At 43.7% G+C, this 16,226-nt stretch carries 19 protein-coding genes and 1 riboswitch; of the genes, 18 read left to right on the forward strand and 1 reads right to left on the reverse strand.

Annotated elements, in window-relative coordinates; translation table 11 throughout:
• The first annotated feature begins 7 nt into the window (after window positions 1-7).
• The 18 genes from MHN81_RS16160 (at window position 8) to ung (ending at window position 15,935) form a co-directional block, all read left to right on the forward strand.
• Complete coding sequence (locus MHN81_RS16160; protein WP_036976344.1) at window positions 8-1,351, forward strand: Na(+)-translocating NADH-quinone reductase subunit A; 1,344 nt, start codon at window positions 8-10, stop codon at window positions 1,349-1,351.
• A gap of 2 nt (window positions 1,352-1,353) precedes the next feature.
• Window positions 1,354-2,553, forward strand: coding sequence for an NADH:ubiquinone reductase (Na(+)-transporting) subunit B (locus MHN81_RS16165; protein ID WP_239426207.1), 1,200 nt, complete (start codon window positions 1,354-1,356; stop codon window positions 2,551-2,553).
• On the forward strand, window positions 2,546-3,292 hold the full coding sequence (locus MHN81_RS16170) for a Na(+)-translocating NADH-quinone reductase subunit C (RefSeq protein WP_023399564.1): 747 nt from the start codon (window positions 2,546-2,548) through the stop codon (window positions 3,290-3,292). Before MHN81_RS16165 ends, MHN81_RS16170 begins: the two co-directional genes overlap by 8 nt.
• Entirely contained in the window at window positions 3,292-3,924 is a 633-nt protein-coding gene (locus tag MHN81_RS16175; protein WP_023399565.1) for an NADH:ubiquinone reductase (Na(+)-transporting) subunit D, read from the forward strand. The genes MHN81_RS16170 and MHN81_RS16175 overlap by 1 nt, the downstream gene beginning before the upstream one ends.
• 10 nt (window positions 3,925-3,934) lie before the next feature.
• A complete protein-coding gene (nqrE, locus tag MHN81_RS16180; protein WP_023399566.1) occupies window positions 3,935-4,543 on the forward strand; it encodes an NADH:ubiquinone reductase (Na(+)-transporting) subunit E in 609 nt (202 codons plus the stop codon).
• A gap of 19 nt (window positions 4,544-4,562) precedes the next feature.
• A complete protein-coding gene (gene nqrF, locus MHN81_RS16185; protein ID WP_023399567.1) occupies window positions 4,563-5,789 on the forward strand; it encodes an NADH:ubiquinone reductase (Na(+)-transporting) subunit F in 1,227 nt (408 codons plus the stop codon).
• A gap of 99 nt (window positions 5,790-5,888) precedes the next feature.
• A complete protein-coding gene (locus MHN81_RS16190; protein ID WP_239426208.1) occupies window positions 5,889-6,920 on the forward strand; it encodes an FAD:protein FMN transferase in 1,032 nt (343 codons plus the stop codon).
• 139 nt (window positions 6,921-7,059) lie between these two features.
• The gene (gene nqrM / locus MHN81_RS16195) at window positions 7,060-7,272 is read left to right on the forward strand and encodes a (Na+)-NQR maturation NqrM (protein WP_023399569.1); all 213 of its coding nucleotides are present in this window, start codon (window positions 7,060-7,062) and stop codon (window positions 7,270-7,272) included.
• A 51-nt stretch (window positions 7,273-7,323) separates the two neighbouring features.
• Window positions 7,324-7,923, forward strand: a complete 600-nt coding sequence (locus tag MHN81_RS16200) for a histidine phosphatase family protein (protein ID WP_239426209.1) — start codon at window positions 7,324-7,326, stop codon at window positions 7,921-7,923.
• 6 nt (window positions 7,924-7,929) lie between these two features.
• Window positions 7,930-8,066: riboswitch (cobalamin riboswitch) on the forward strand.
• Window positions 8,067-8,143: 77 nt separating this feature from the next.
• Window positions 8,144-8,974 carry an ABC transporter ATP-binding protein gene (locus MHN81_RS16205; protein WP_239426210.1) on the forward strand — a complete coding sequence of 277 codons (831 nt, stop codon included), beginning with the start codon at window positions 8,144-8,146 and terminating at the stop codon, window positions 8,972-8,974.
• Complete coding sequence (locus tag MHN81_RS16210) at window positions 8,971-9,963, forward strand: iron ABC transporter permease (RefSeq protein ID WP_239426211.1); 993 nt, start codon at window positions 8,971-8,973, stop codon at window positions 9,961-9,963. Before MHN81_RS16205 ends, MHN81_RS16210 begins: the two co-directional genes overlap by 4 nt.
• Window positions 9,964-9,974: 11 nt before the next feature.
• Window positions 9,975-11,030 (forward strand): nicotinate-nucleotide--dimethylbenzimidazole phosphoribosyltransferase, encoded by a 1,056-nt coding sequence (gene cobT, locus MHN81_RS16215; protein WP_239426212.1) that lies wholly within the window; start codon window positions 9,975-9,977, stop codon window positions 11,028-11,030.
• 1 nt (window position 11,031) lies between these two features.
• Entirely contained in the window at window positions 11,032-11,808 is a 777-nt protein-coding gene (locus MHN81_RS16220) for an adenosylcobinamide-GDP ribazoletransferase (RefSeq protein ID WP_239426213.1), read from the forward strand.
• The gene (gene cobU / locus MHN81_RS16225) at window positions 11,805-12,347 is read left to right on the forward strand and encodes a bifunctional adenosylcobinamide kinase/adenosylcobinamide-phosphate guanylyltransferase (RefSeq protein ID WP_239426214.1); all 543 of its coding nucleotides are present in this window, start codon (window positions 11,805-11,807) and stop codon (window positions 12,345-12,347) included. The genes MHN81_RS16220 and cobU overlap by 4 nt, the downstream gene beginning before the upstream one ends.
• Window positions 12,344-13,813, forward strand: coding sequence for a cobyric acid synthase (locus tag MHN81_RS16230; RefSeq protein ID WP_239426215.1), 1,470 nt, complete (start codon window positions 12,344-12,346; stop codon window positions 13,811-13,813). The genes cobU and MHN81_RS16230 overlap by 4 nt, the downstream gene beginning before the upstream one ends.
• A gap of 9 nt (window positions 13,814-13,822) precedes the next feature.
• Window positions 13,823-14,422 (forward strand): cob(I)yrinic acid a,c-diamide adenosyltransferase, encoded by a 600-nt coding sequence (cobO, locus tag MHN81_RS16235; RefSeq protein WP_239426216.1) that lies wholly within the window; start codon window positions 13,823-13,825, stop codon window positions 14,420-14,422.
• A complete protein-coding gene (locus MHN81_RS16240) occupies window positions 14,422-15,279 on the forward strand; it encodes a cobalamin-binding protein (protein ID WP_239426217.1) in 858 nt (285 codons plus the stop codon). Before cobO ends, MHN81_RS16240 begins: the two co-directional genes overlap by 1 nt.
• Window positions 15,276-15,935 (forward strand): uracil-DNA glycosylase, encoded by a 660-nt coding sequence (ung, locus tag MHN81_RS16245; RefSeq protein ID WP_023399579.1) that lies wholly within the window; start codon window positions 15,276-15,278, stop codon window positions 15,933-15,935. Before MHN81_RS16240 ends, ung begins: the two co-directional genes overlap by 4 nt.
• 78 nt (window positions 15,936-16,013) lie before the next feature.
• Here ung and MHN81_RS16250 read toward each other — a convergent pair whose 3' ends face one another.
• On the reverse strand, window positions 16,014-16,205 hold the full coding sequence (locus MHN81_RS16250) for a DUF3545 family protein (protein ID WP_023399580.1): 192 nt from the start codon (window positions 16,203-16,205) through the stop codon (window positions 16,014-16,016).
• Window positions 16,206-16,226: the final 21 nt, after the last annotated feature.

Raw genomic sequence — 16,226 nt, forward strand, 5'->3', positions numbered from 1 at the left:
AGTGCGTATGATCAACATAAAAAAAGGTCTGGACTTACCCATAGAGGGCGCACCACAGCAAGCTATTCATGATGGCGCTGCCATCAAACGCGTAGCTGTGCTTGGTGAAGAGTTTATCGGTATGCGTCCAACCATGCATGTTCGCGTGGATGACCAAGTCAAAAAAGGCCAAATTCTTTTTGAAGACAAAAAGAATCCTGGCGTCAAGTTTACTGCGCCAGCCTCTGGTGTAGTTAAAGAAATCAACCGTGGTGCTAAGCGTGTTCTTCAATCTGTCGTGATTGAAGTACAAGGCAATGAGCAAATCACTTTTGAAAAGGTCGCAGCTGCTGAATTGAGCAACTTAGATCGTGAAAAAGTGAAAGAAGTGCTTATTGAATCTGGTCAATGGCCAGCGCTACGAGCACGTCCATTTAGCCGTGTTGCAGTACCAAGTGCAACGCCGAGCTCAATCTTCGTGACAGCCATCGATACTAACCCATTAGCTGCGGATCCTGCTGTGATCATTGCCGAAAACGTTGAAGCGTTTGAAGCAGGTCTAGCTGTAGTTTCTCGTCTAACTGATGGTAAAGTATTTGTGTGTAAGCAGTCTGGTAGTAAAGTACCAAGCTCTTCGCTATCACAAGTAGAAGTACATGAGTTCGCGGGTGTACACCCAGCAGGCTTAGTGGGTACTCATATCCATAACTTAGATGCAGTTGGTGCAGACAAGCAAGTTTGGCACTTAGGTTACCAGGACGTTATTGCGTTTGGTAAGCTGTTCCTTACTGGCGAGATCTACACTGACCGAGTTGTTTCTTTAGCAGGTCCTCGCGTAAAGAATCCTCGTTTAGTTAAAACTCAAGTTGGTGCGTCGTTAACAGATTTAGTATCTGGTGAACTTGAAGACGGTGATAACCGAGTCATTTCTGGCTCTGTGTTAGCTGGTAAAACAGCAACCGGCCCTCATGCTTTCCTAGGTCGTTACCACGTACAGGTTTCAGTTCTTCTTGAAGGTCGTGAGAAAGAGCTATTTGGTTGGATTGCACCAGGTAGCAACAAATTCTCTGTTACACGTACATTCATTTCACACTTAGCACCTAGCCGTTTGTTCAAGTTTACAACGTCTACAGGTGGTTCTAAGCGTGCGATGGTGCCAATTGGCAACTACGAGCGTGTAATGCCTCTGGATATCCTACCAACGCTATTACTTCGTGATCTGATCGCTGGCGATCTAGATAGCGCTATCTCTTTAGGTGCGCTTGAGCTTGACGAAGAAGATTTAGCATTGTGTACCTTCGTATGTCCAGGCAAGTACGACTACGGCTTAATCCTACGTGATTGCCTGACTACTATCGAGAAGGAAGGTTAAAAATGGCCTTAAAGAAATTTTTAGAAGACATTGAACCTCACTTTGAACCAGGTGGAAAACACGAGAAGTGGTATGCGCTTTACGAAGCCATTGCAACTGTGTTTTATACTCCTGGTTATGTAAACAAAGGCGGCACGCACGTGCGTGATAACATCGACCTAAAACGTATCATGATTTTGGTATGGATGGCGACGTTCCCGGCTATGTTCTTCGGTATGTTCAACATTGGTCACCAAGCCGCAATCGCGATTGGTAACGGTTTTGACATCGCAACTACTTGGCAAGCTGGTATTTTCCAAGCACTAGGTGGTGAGCTGACAGCAACTTCCGGCTGGGCAGCGAAAATGTTTTATGGTGCGTGTTTCTTCCTGCCTATTTACGGAACTGTGTTCATTGTAGGTGGTTTCTGGGAGGTATTATTCGCATCAGTTCGTAAGCACGAAGTAAACGAAGGTTTCTTTGTAACTTCTGTATTATTTGCATTGATCCTGCCTGCAACTATTCCTTTATGGCAAGTTGCATTAGGTATCACATTTGGTGTTGTAGTCGCTAAAGAAGTATTCGGTGGTACTGGCCGTAACTTCCTTAACCCTGCACTAGCTGGTCGTGCGTTCCTATTCTTCGCATACCCAGGTGATATCTCAGGTGACACAGTATGGACAGCAGTAGATTCGTTCTCTGGTGCAACATACCTAGGTCAAGCAGCGATTGGTTCACTAGATTACAGCAACATGCAGTTGTGGTGGAATGCGTTCTACGGCTTTATCCAAGGTTCAGTGGGTGAAACGTCTACGCTAGCACTGGCAATTGGTGGCTTGTTCTTAATGTATGTTCGTATCGCGTCATGGCGTATCATACTAGGTACTTTCCTAGGTATGGTTGTGATGTCTACGTTATTGAACATGATCGGTTCTGACACAAACGCGACATTTGCTATGCCTTGGCATTGGCACTTAGTGCTTGGTGGTTTCGCATTCGGTATGTTCTTTATGGCGACAGACCCAGTTTCTGCGTCTTTCACTGATAAAGGTAAATGGGCATACGGTGCATTAATTGGTGTAATGGTTGTTCTTATTCGTGTTGTTAACCCGGCATACCCAGAAGGTATGATGTTAGCAATTCTATTCGCTAACCTATTCGCACCACTATTCGACCACTTTGTAGTGCAGTCTAATGTGAAGAGGAGATTGGCACGTGTCTAGTAACAATGAAACTATCGGCAAAACGTTAGGCGTTGTTGTTGGTCTGTGTTTAGTGTGTGCAATCGTCGTATCTTTTGCGGCAGTACAGTTACGCCCACTACAGCAAGCTAACAAAATTGAAGATGTTCAACGTAATATTCTAGCTGCGGCTGGTTTTAAAGACGTTGAAAACGTTGCTCAAAAGTACAACGAAGTAATCGATGCGCGCGTTGTTGACTTTAAATCAGGTGAGTTTGTTGAAACTGATCCTAACTCATTCGATTTTACAATGACTAAGTTTGATGCAGAGCGCAGTTTTGCACTTCCTAAAGAAGAAGACTTAGCTGGTGTACTTCGTATGACTCATGAGTCTCCTGTATACCTTGCTAAAGGCAGCAATGGTCAGGTTGAGTCAGTGATCCTACCGATTCAAGGTTACGGTCTTTGGGGCATCATGTATGGTTTCATCGCTCTTGAACTTGATACAAAAACCATTAAAGCTATCAACTTCTATCAGCACAACGAAACCGCTGGTCTTGGTGGTGAAATCCAGAACCCTAAGTGGACAGCTACTTGGGAAGGCAAGCAACTACCTGTTGATATCGTAAAAGGCACTGCTGGCAGCGATGTAAATAAAGTAGATGGCATCTCTGGTGCAACACTGACGTCGAACGGTGTTGAAAATACATTCAAGTTCTGGACAGGCGATAAAGCGTTTGGTCCATTCCTAGCGAAAGTACGTGAAGGGGCATTGAACTAATGGCTAATGCAAAAGAAATGAAGGAAGTCTTGTTAGGACCAGTCTTCGCAAACAACCCGATTGCTCTGCAAGTATTGGGTATTTGTTCTGCGCTAGCGGTTACTTCAAGCCTTAAAAATGCGCTTATCATGTCACTAGCTTTGACTGTGGTAACTGCGTTTTCAAGCTTATTTATCTCGTTGATCCGTAATCACATTCCGTCAAGTGTACGTATCATCGTTCAAATGACGATTATCGCATCGTTGGTAATCGTTGTTGACCAAACACTTCAAGCATTTGTTTATGCAACAGCTAAAGAACTTACCGTATTCGTTGGTCTAATTATTACCAACTGTATCGTAATGGGTCGTGCTGAAGCGTACGCAATGAAGTCGCCACCGCTTATGTCTTTCTTAGACGGTATCGGTAATGGTCTTGGTTACTCTGTAGTTCTACTTACAATTGGTTTTGTTCGTGAGCTATTCGGTGCAGGTGCACTATTTGGTGTTGAAATTCTTCCACTTGTTGCTGACGGTGGTTGGTACCAGCCAATGGGTCTATTAATTATGCCATTCAGTTCATTCTTCCTAGTTGGTTTCTTCATTTGGGTACTACGTACTTATAAGAAAGACCAAGTAGAAGCGAAGGCATAAGGGGAGAAAGATGGAACATTATCTTAGCTTATTTGTAAAAGCTGTTTTCATTGAAAACTTAGCGCTATCTTTCTTCTTAGGTATGTGTACATTCCTTGCGGTATCTAAGAAAGTAACTACCTCATTTGGTCTTGGTGTTGCTGTAATCTTCGTACTAGGTGTTGCTGTACCGGTAAACAATATTGTTTACCACGCAGTACTTGCACCAGGTGCGTTAGAGTGGCTTGGTTTCCCTGAAGCGGACTTGAGCTTCCTGAAATTCCTGACTTTCATCGGTGTAATTGCAGCACTCGTACAGATCCTAGAGATGACTTTGGACAAGTTCTTCCCTGCGCTATATAACGCGCTTGGTATTTTCTTGCCACTTATCACTGTAAACTGTGCGATTTTCGGTGCGGTAGCATTCATGGTAGAGCGTAACTATAACCTTGCAGAATCAGTCGTTTTCGGCGTAGGTTCTGGTGTGGGTTGGGCGCTTGCAATTGTATTGCTAGCTGGTCTTCGTGAGAAGATGAAGTATGCTGATATTCCTGATGGTCTTCGTGGTTTAGGTATTACCTTTATCACTGTAGGTCTAATGGGCTTTGGCTTCTTGTCATTCTCTGGTATTTCACTTTAATTAGCGAGGAAACTATACGATGGAAACGATTGTATTAGGCGTAAGTATGTTCATCGCTATCGTTGTGATCTTGGTGCTAGTCATCATCGCAGCGAAATCGAAGCTTGTACCAAGCGGTGACATCACGATTGGCATCAACGGCGATGCTGACAAAGCAATTACTTCAGCACCAGGTGGTAAGCTTCTAGGCTCACTAGCTGATGCAGGTATCTTCATTTCATCAGCATGTGGTGGTGGTGGCTCTTGTGGCCAGTGTCGCGTACATGTTCACTCTGGTGGTGGTGATATCCTTCCAACTGAGCTTGACCACATTACTAAAGGTGAAGCGCGTGAAGGTTGTCGTCTAGCGTGTCAGGTTGCTGTTAAGACTGACATGGAAATCGAAGTAGAAGAGTCTATCTTCGGTGTTAAGAAGTGGGAATGTACAGTTATCTCTAACGATAACAAAGCGACATTCATTAAAGAGCTTAAGCTTGGTATCCCTGAAGGTGAGGTTGTTCCTTTCCGCGCAGGTGGTTATATCCAGATTGAAGCGCCAGCTCACCACGTTAAATATGCTGACTTCGATATTCCTGACGAATATCGTGGTGACTGGGAGCGTTTCGGTTTCTTCAACCTTGAATCTAAAGTTGATGACGAAACAATCCGTGCATACTCAATGGCGAACTACCCAGAAGAGTTTGGCATCATCATGCTGAACGTACGTATTGCGACTCCGCCGCCAAATAACCTAAGCCTACCTTGTGGTAAGATGTCATCGTACATCTGGTCACTAAAAGAAGGTGATAAAGTAACTATTTCTGGTCCATTCGGTGAATTCTTCGCGAAAGAAACTGAAGCAGAAATGGTATTTGTTGGTGGTGGTGCAGGTATGGCACCGATGCGTTCACACATCTTTGACCAGCTTAAGCGTCTTAACTCAGACCGTAAGATGTCTTTCTGGTACGGTGCACGTTCTAAGCGTGAGATGTTCTACGTAGAAGACTTTGACGGCCTAGCTGCTGACAACGAAAACTTTGAGTGGCACGTAGCACTTTCAGATCCTCAACCAGAGGACAACTGGGAAGGTTACACAGGCTTCATCCACAACGTATTACTAGAAAACTATCTGAAGGACCATGAAGCGCCTGAAGATTGTGAGTTCTACATGTGTGGTCCACCGATGATGAACGCGGCTGTTATCAACATGCTGAAAGATCTTGGTGTTGAAGACGAAAACATCCTACTTGATGACTTCGGTGGTTAATTAGGAATTTAGATATGATGATAAATCGTATTTAATAAGATTAAACCCCTAGGGCGCGCTCTAGGGGTTTTTTTATTTTGTTTAAGGACTAAAAAATAGATGCAAAAACTAGGCACTTTATTCTCAGTTGTTTTTTTAGTGGTTTTCTTGTCAGCCTGCGGACAGCAGCAGTCTCAACAAAAGCCGGTTGAAATAAACGGCAAAACTATGGGGACGACCTACAATATTAAAGTTTTCCCAGGTCCAATAGCACTGGAGGCGGAGCGTTTTAAAAAAGAAGTCGATGACACCTTGATTGCTGTTAACCAATCTATGTCGACATATATCCCGGACTCAGAAATTAACCGTTTTAACCGCCTTGATGCAAACACAGTGATGCCAATCAGTAGTGACTTTCGAATTGTAGTCGCTGAGTCTATTCGTTTAGGTCAGTCGACTAAAACCTTAGATGTGACAATGGGGCCTCTTATTGATTTGTGGGGTTTTGGTCCGGATAAAAGGCCTACTAAAAGGCCATTGCAGGCAGAAATTGAAGCTATGCAGGCAAACATCGGGGTGAATAAACTTCAGCTCACCTCAGAAGGTCTTGCTAAAGCTTTGCCTCATTTAGAGCTGTCATTTTCAGCTACGGCTAAAGGTTACGGAATTGACAAAGTCGCTGAGTTAATCGAGAAAAAAGGGTTTTCAAATTATATGGTAGAGATCGGCGGTGAACTTCGAATTTCGGGCAGTAAGCCGGAAGGTGTACCTTGGCGTATCGCCATCGAAAAACCGGATGCACCTGCTGGGCAACGTCAAATTCACCGTGTTGTAGAGCCAGGTAATAATGCCATCGCGACATCTGGGGATTATAGAATTTTCTACGAAATGGATGGTGAAGTATTTACACATTTAATTGACCCAGGTACAGGTAAGCCTGTACGTCATGACTTAGTGTCTGTAACGGTATTGCATCCATCTGCAATGACAGCCGATGGGCTGGCCACAGCGCTCACAGTGATGGGGACACAACGAGCGAGAGCTTATGCAGAAAAACATAACCTACCAGTATATTTGATTAGTAAAACCGATGCTGGGCTAGAGACATTCTCAAGTACAGCTTTTGCGCCGTATTTAGATGTAAAAAAGTAACCAGTGAATTAGGTTAAATATCATTGCTTTTAGTGTGGTAAATTCATTCAACTTTGGCAGATTTAGATATATAATATCGAAAGTATACCGTCAGTTGCTTGGATATTGACCAAGCTAGTTTATTGAGGGGCCTTTGCCTATGTCACTATTTATTCTTACCTTTGGATTACTTGTATTGATTGCTGCAGCTATGGCTGTGGGTGTTATAGTTCAGAAAAAATCAATGGCAAGCAGCTGTGGTGGTTTAGGCTCTATGGGTATCGACAAAATTTGTGATTGTGATGATCCATGTGACAAGCGTAAAAAGCGTTTGGCGAAAGAACAGTCTTGGCGCGAAAACCAAATTTTATAAATTGATTTAAAAACGCAGGGTATCCTGCGTTTTTATTGTCTGTTTGATCAGATGATCCAAACTCTTTATTTTGTTCGTCATACCAAAACAACACAGTCGGGCAAGCTGTTGGGTAAAACTGACCCTCCCCTTACCACTGCTAGTCATCAGCAATTACTCACTATTTTTGATTCTCTTTCCAAGCCTGATAGGGTGATAAGTTCCCCAAAACTTCGTTGTTTGGAGCCAGCACAAACATATGCTGAAAAATCAGGTCTCATCCTATCTATAGAAAATGAGTTGCAAGAGATGGATTTTGGACTTTGGGATGGCAAAAGCTATGATTGGTTGTGGCAAAATACAGCTCAACCAAGTATTGGTGAATTCTGGCAAAACCCTTGGGATATCGCAGTTCCAGAGGGAGAGTCCATGATTAGCTTCAGCACTAGAATCGCATTGTGGTGGCACAATTTTACTGCCGATCGCACCGATGACACTGTTTTGATAGTGACTCACGGCGGCGTGATAAAACAGTTGCTAGCACTTTGGCTCGAGCTTCCTAACGGTGTCTCAAGTCACTTAAATTGTTTTGAAGTTGGTTATGGCTGCGTGGTTAAAGTAACCGTTTTTTATGATGAAAATGGCAAGGCATGGCCCAAAGTTGTGTTTTAGCCATCTAGACTTCATAATACACAAAATTATTTCGACATCACTTGGGAATGAGGTGCAAGCCCTCAGCTGTCCCCGCAACTGTAAGTGCGTCAGATCGACTAGCCGCACAAAGCCAGATACCAAGGTTGAAATAACAGCTTAAGCGGGCGCACTTAAGTTACATCCACATGTTTCATTTGTTTTGCAAGCTGTAGTGATGTGTGCCCGAAAAAGAGGAATTATGGCGGCAGCACAAGTATCAGTTAGTAACCTACATCTAGTTATCAATAATAAATCCATTTTAACTGACATGAGTTTTTCTATCGAACAGGGGCAGTTCCTTGGCTTGATAGGTCCAAATGGAGCAGGGAAATCTTCATTGCTACGATGCCTGTACCGCTTTCAAGATCAAACATCTGGTACTATTACGATAGATGGTAAAAATATCGCGGAATTTAACCGGCAAGATTATGCACGTAAAGTTGCAGCTGTACTGCAGGAGATCCCAAGTCAGTTCAACCTCGGGGTGTTTGATGTGGTCGCAATGGGTTTGACCCCCCATAAAAGTCTATTTGCGAGTGTGTCTCTGCGCGATAAACAGGCCATTCAAGAAGCGCTATTAAAAGTCGGATTGACTTACAAACAAAAGCAGCCCTACGAATCGTTGTCAGGAGGGGAAAAACAAAGGGTTATGATTGCAAGAGCAATTGTGCAAAGCCCAAGTTTGCTGCTGATGGATGAGCCGACCAGTCACCTGGATGTGAAATATCAAATTGAAATTATGGCATTGGCAAAATCACTGGGGATCACGGTCGTTGCTTCCTTTCATGATTTGAACCTAGCTGCTGCATTATGTGATTCAATTTTGGTTATAAATAATGGAAAGTTGGTTGCGCACGGTTCACCACAAAGTGTGGTCTCATCGTCTATGCTTGCACAAGTTTTCGGTGTAAATGCGGATGTAACTTTGCAGCAATGTGCTGAGCGTGAGCACGCTATTCCCCATATTCGCTATCAATACCAGTCACTGCAATCTGCGATTAATAGCGGTACCTCAAGGAGTCAGCGATGAGGTTTGCGGCAAGTAACGTTTTGTTGTTGGTGTGTTTATTTACCTTCGTTTGTAGCCTGAGCATTGGTGCAGTACAGGTTGACTTTTACGATGTATGGTTAGCACTTTGGTCATATGACAACACACAATTGGCGCAAAAAATCGTAATAGAGCTCAGGCTTCCACGAGCCGTTCTCGCATTTTTGGCTGGCGCAGGGCTGGCAACAGCAGGGCTGATTTTACAAACAGTTACTCGCAATCCTCTTGCTGATCCATATCTTTTTGGCATTTCTTCTGGTGCATCATTTGGTGTAGTTTTACTACTCACCTTGTTTGGGGTTCAAAGTGGGTTAGCGATGTCTGGGGCAGCACTTCTTGGCAGTATATGCGCAATGAGCTTGCTGCTTTTGATTGCTTATCATAAAGGAACTGCACAAATAGAAAATATGCTACTTGCTGGTGTTGCGCTATCTTTCTTGTTCAATGCCTTCACTAGCTTGCTTTTGTATTGGAGTGATCCTCAAGCGGTCAGTGCCATTATATTTTGGAGTCTCGGCAGTTTTAGTCGAGCTGATTGGGCTTGGATGTGGTTACCATCGATTGTTGTAATAAGTGGGTTGGTGATTGTAATTTGCTTTAGGCGACATTTAAATGCGTTGCTTTTGGGGGACGAAAGTGCTGTTACGCTGGGGGTTAATGTTCATCGACTACGCTTGGGCATGTTACTGGTAAGCTCTTTGTTGACGGCAGTGTTAGTTGCAGCGTGTGGTGGTGTCGGATTTGTCGGGTTAATGATCCCCCACATTGTGCGTTTTTTCATTTCCCAAGCTCGCGTACTCGGTATGGTAGTTACTGCCTTAAGCGGTGGATTGCTGATGCTGTGGGTAGATGTCATAGCGCGTATCATCATTGAAAATCAAGAGTTACCCATTGGCGTTATCACAGCAGCAATAGGTAGTGTATTTTTTCTTTCTTTGCTTATGTTCAGAAAACGCACCGCAAGTATTTAATGAGGCTTAAAATGATCTCTCCTTTGGATTTAACGTACAGCAATTTTATTCAGCAAAAAATAGATATGAAGACCAAGCCTAAAGGCTCTTTAGGTAAATTGGAAGCACTGGCAAAACAACTGGTTTTGATTTATGCACAAGGCATTGGAGAGCGATCTCTGTCGTCAATGCAATTTGCTATTCAAGAGCCAAGTATCAGTGTGTTTGCAGGCGATCACGGTATAGCGAAAGAAGGTGTATCGATAGCGCCTAGCGAAGTCACGGGCCAAATGGTTGCTAACTTTGCAAGCGGCGGTGCCGCTATTTGTGTTTTAGCTCGTCAGTTAGGGTGGCATTTAAATGTTGTTGACTGCGGAATTTTAACCCCTGTTCCAATGTCCAATGTCGTCGATAGTCGACTCGGTGCAATAACAGCACCATTCCATCAACAACGTGCTATGAACTTAGCCCAATTAGAAGCTGGGTTTGTGAGCGCTAAACGGCTGGTTGAAGCTGACATACAACGCGGTTGCAACCTTTTTGCATTTGGTGAAATGGGTATCGGCAATACGACCTCTGCTGCTGCGATATTTTCAGCTATGTCTGGACTGCCTCCGTCACAGACCGTTGGGCAGGGGACAGGTGTTAATCAGGAGGTTGTCAATAAGAAACAGCGTTTAGTGAAACAGGCATTAGCAAAGCACAAGCTAGATAGCACCAAACCCGAAGAGGTTTTACTGTCTGTTGGTGGGTTTGAAATTGTTCATATAGTTGGTGCAATACTGGCCGCCGCCGAGGCACAAAAACCAATTGTCATCGATGGTTATATCGCTACGGCAGCCGCCATACTGGCAATTGCGATGGAACCACATTGTAAGCACTATATGATATTTGCCCACTGTTCAAACGAACAAGGACACAAGAAAATGTTGGATTATTTAGAAGTAGAGCCATTATTGCATTTAAATATGCGATTGGGAGAGGGCAGTGGTGCAGCGCTTGCTCTGCCAATAATTCAAAGTGCACTCGCAATTTACAATGAGATGGCGAGCTTTTCAGACGCGCAAGTAACGCAAGTTGTAAAATGATATGGGACAACTCTCTCTATTTAAACTTGCTGTTATTTTTCTCACCCGTGTGCCAATCAAACTAACAGCTCCTGTGAGTGATGAGCACATCAATCAAGCTGCTCGGTATTTTGCTTGTGTGGGCTTGTGCATTGGTTTGTTTATGGCGTTAGTTCTTTGGGCTATGTCACTATTCTTGCCATTTGGTGTGGCAATTGTATTTACACTTGGCGCGAGCTTACTTCTTACAGGCGCATTTCATGAAGATGGATTTGCAGACGTTTGGGATGGTTTTGGTGGGGGATGGAGTCGGCAACAAAAACTCGACATTATGAAAGATAGTCGTCTGGGTACCTATGGTAGTGTGGCGTTATTATTATTGCTACTCGGTAAGTTTCAACTCATGCTTGCACTGAGCGAAAACTTAGCTGCACTGCTGTGCAGTGTGGTGCTTGCACAGACCCTGAGTCGGGTTAGTGCAACGAGTTTAATTGGTAAACTACCTTATGTTCAACTTGATGCACAAAGTAAAGTAAAGCCTATTGCTAAAAGCTTAAATACTCAATGTCGCACAATTTTGTATGCCTCTGGGGGCATGATTTTATTTTTGACTTATCTGCTTTCTCTTGTGTCTATCTGGCAAATTCTAACACTCATTGTCATTTTGTGGGTAACGCGATGGTTATGTCAGCTATGGTTCAGACATCAACTTGGCGGATACACTGGCGATTGTTTAGGGGCAGCGCAGCAGCTCTCAGAAATTGCCATCTATACTTATTGCGTGGTGAGCTTTTTATGACTAGACGCGTAGAATTTATCCTTGGCGGTGCTCGATCTGGAAAAAGTTCGATGGCGGAGCACAGGGCGCAAAACTGGTTGGCTTCAGGTAATGTTCAAGAGCTGATTTATGTGGCAACGGCTCAGAGTAAAGATGAAGAAATGGCGCGCAGAATTGCGCATCATAAAGTCAATAGAGACCCCTGCTGGCAAGTCATTGAGTGCCCTTGGCACATAGCGCCCATCATCGCTCAATTAAAACCTTCACAATGTGTATTAGTGGATTGTTTAACACTCTGGCTGACATTCGGCTTGTGTGAGGTTGAGTGGTCAGAATATCAAACACAAAAAAAGCACCTGATTGACGCGTTGTTGGCGACTTCTGGAAGCGTGATACTTGTGAGCAATGAAGTGGGTCATGGCATTGTGCCTCTAGGTGAATTAAGTCGCCAATTTGTTGATGAATCGGGTCGATTGAATCAAGAGATTGCGAGCATTGCCGATCACGTGGACTTTGTGATGGCGGGTTTGGCATTAAATTTAAAACGTGGTTTAAAATGAAAACAATAATGGTTCAAGGAACTACCTCTGATGCGGGTAAAAGCACTTTGGTGGCTGGTTTATGCCGTTTGGCTGCAAGAAAGGGCGTGCAAGTCGCCCCGTTTAAACCGCAAAATATGGCGCTTAATAGCGCGGTTACTCCTTGCGGAGGAGAGATCGGGCGCGCACAAGCGCTCCAAGCTATGGCGGCAAAAGTCCCATTAAGTGTCGACTTTAATCCAATTTTGCTAAAGCCTAACTCGGACACCGGTGCACAGGTGATTGTGCATGGTCAGGCACTGACCAATATGGAAGCGGGTAGCTATCACGATTATAAAGCGGTTGCTATGCAGGCTGTACTGGAGTCTCATCAACGTTTGTCACAGTCTTATCAGCTTTGTTTGGTAGAGGGAGCGGGAAGCCCAGCAGAAATCAACCTTAGAGAAAATGATATTGCCAATATGGGGTTTGCTTGTGCAGTAAACTGTCCCGTTATTATCATTGCAGACATCGACAAAGGAGGCGTATTTGCACATCTAGTTGGTACCTTGGCACTGTTAAGTGAACAAGAACAGGCGTTGGTGCAAGGGTTTGTGATTAATCGATTTCGGGGGGATATCGGGTTACTACAATCCGGATTAGATTGGCTAGAGGAGTATACTGGTAAACCTGTATTGGGTGTTTTGCCCTATCTATATGACTTAGCTTTAGATGCAGAAGATGCGGTAACAATAGAAAACCGAACAGATAATGCAAGTTTACATATTGCTGTTTTACTATTGCCTCATATTAGCAACCATACTGACTTTGATAGTCTTAGGCTAAACCCCAAGGTGGATTTGAGATATGTTCGCCATGGAGAAAAGATTGGAAGCGTTGATCTCATTATTATTCCAGGTAGTAAAAATGTCATTAGTGATTTGGCCTTTTTGCGTAATGAAGGATGGGATCAGGAAATCGAGCGTCATTTGAGGTATCAAGGAAAAGTTTTAGGGATTTGTGGTGGCCTGCAAATGCTTGGGCAAAAAATAGTAGATCCGCTTTATATAGAATCGTCACAAAGGCTTACCATGGCGCTTGGTTTAGCCGCCTTAACTACCGAGTTGAGAGAAACAAAGCAACTAACCAATGTGTCAGGGCACTGTTTATTGAACAATGGGAAAGTTGATATATCAGGGTATGAAATTCATTGTGGTCAGAGTGTGGGTGAGGCACTTGAGCGGCCATTTTTAACTTTCGTCGATCACCCGTTAGGCGCGGTTAAGGATGGCTTTATTTCCAACGATAATCTGATGGCGGGTACTTACTTACATGGTTTGTTCGATAATCCCGATACCAGTACCGCGATTTTGCAGTGGGCCAGCAATGGTAAATTTGATTGTGGTGGGTTTGACTTAGCAAAACACCGCGAAGCACAATTAGAAAAATTAGCTGATATTTGTGAGCAGCACCTAAATATAGACAAGATTTTTGCACTCGACGTATAGGAGTCAAGTATGACAGATAAAAACCAAGATAAGCATAAAGAGAGACAACAAAAAGTCAAAGAGCAAGTTGATCAAAAAGTTGCACAAGCCACCATTGAACAAGGCATTCTGCAAGTGATCACCGGTAACGGCAAAGGTAAGTCGACATCAGGTTTTGGCACAGTGGCGCGTTGTGTCGGTCATGGTATGAAAGCGGCAGTTGTGCAATTCATTAAAGGAACTTGGGAGTGTGGCGAGCGTAACTTGTTGGAAAGTGCAGGCGTACCGTTTGCTGTTATGAAAACAGGCTTTACTTGGGAAACTCAAAATAGAGATACAGATACGCAAGCAGCTCAAGCGACGTGGCAACAAGCGAAGGCTTGGCTTCAGGACGATGATATTAACTTAGTGTTATTGGACGAACTAACCTATATGGTGAGCTACGATTATTTAGATTTAGATGAAGTGATTGAGGCATTGAATAACAGGCCTAAAATGCAATCTGTGATCATCACAGGTCGAGGAGCACACCGTCGGTTGACCGAGTTGGCCGATACGGTGAGTGAAGTCAGGAATGTTAAGCATGCTTTTGAAGCGGGCATTCAAGCACAAAAAGGGTTCGACTACTGATGGTCAAACAGGCTTTCATGCTATTTATAGTTGTGCTGGTTTGGACAAAGAGCGCGCAGGCACAATCGGATAAAGCATTTAACCGCATAGTCGCACTGGCACCGCATATTGTAGAAAACCTCTATGCAATCGGTGCTGGAAATAAAATAGTGGGTACAGTTGAATATGCAGACTATCCAGAGGCTGCAAAAAAAATTCCTCGTATTGGTGGGTTTCACGGTATTCAGTTAGAAAAAGTCTTGGCGCTTAAGCCAGATCTGGTGATCGTATGGCAAAGTGGTAACAAAGAAGGAGATATTGAAAAGCTTAAATCGCTTGGTATTCCTGTGGTTTACAGTGTGGCAAAAGACATTCATCACGTTCCGAGAGAGCTAATAAAGTTGGGAAGACTGACTGGACGTGAAGCGCAAGCTAAGTTGAAAGCTGATAAGTTTCTTTCTGATTATCATGCACTGGTTGAAAAATATAAAAACATGCCGTCACTCGATGTCTTTTATCAATTATGGCCGTCACCTATGATGACGGTCAGTGGAAAAACCTGGATACATCAAACGTTATCAACGTGCCAGGTGCGCAATGTCTTTGCTAATGCGACAACAGAGTATCCCCAAATAAGTCTTGAAAATGTCATAGCTAAGCACCCACAAGTTATTATCATTCCAAATGAAAAGGCAAAAAAACAGCCTCCAAAAGTCGATTGGGGACGATGGACCGAAATTCCAGCCGTAAAGCACAATCAGTATATTGAAGTCGATGCAGATATGCTGCACCGCTTTAGTACTCGGATGCTGACAGGCGTGAAAGATATGTGTGATAAACTGCATGCATCACGAACTTACTACGGAAAACGAACATGACAACATGGCAAGAATTGTTAGGAGCAGAAAAACAGCAGCCTTATTTTCAGGATACGATGAACTATGTTGCACAAAGGCGTAACGAAGGCGTTACTGTCTTCCCGCCACAAGCACAGGTGTTTGAAGCTTTTAAAGTTACAGAACTCAATGAGGTTAAAGTCGTAATTCTGGGTCAAGACCCTTACCATGGTCCCAATCAAGCTCACGGATTATGTTTTTCTGTATTGCCCGGTGTTAAAGCTCCACCTTCTTTAGCGAATATGTACAAAGAGCTGGCGACAGATATCGCTGAGTTTACGATACCCGATCATGGCTATTTACTACCTTGGGCACAGCAGGGGGTATTATTACTGAATACGGTATTGACCGTAGAGCAGGGTCAAGCGCATTCTCATAAACATTTAGGGTGGGAGCGTTTTACCGATGTGGTGATAGCACAGCTCAACGAACATTGTGAAGGCGTTGTTTTCCTTTTATGGGGGGCACATGCCCAGAAAAAAGGAAAAGCAATTGATAAGTCGCGCCACCATGTTTTGCATGCGCCACATCCGTCCCCTCTATCAGCACACAGAGGGTTCTTTGGCTGTCAACACTTCTCGAAAACTAACAAACTACTCGAATCAATGGGTAAAAGCCCCATTAATTGGCAAGTGTAAGCTAGTTACTGGCATGCTTTTACATGCCAGTGCAAACGCTCAGACAAACAAAAGGCTCTAATTTATAGAGCCTTTATGTCAAATAAAGTCGAGTTCGTCTAAATCGACGCTGTCTGCGAATATGTCTAGTTCTTCTAATTCCTTACGAAGGCGTTGTCGGTCTTTAAGCGCTTCTATTTCACGCCACTTTCTTTTTTTCCCCTTCGATGAGGTTTTCTTTTTTGGTTCCGGACTTTCTATTACTTCAATCATATCGTCTAGGCTATCCATGAATATCTCCTATTGATGTAC

The sequence above is a fragment of the Pseudoalteromonas sp. Of7M-16 genome (genome assembly GCF_022347805.1).
Classification (GTDB): Bacteria; Pseudomonadota; Gammaproteobacteria; order Enterobacterales; family Alteromonadaceae; genus Pseudoalteromonas; species Pseudoalteromonas luteoviolacea_F.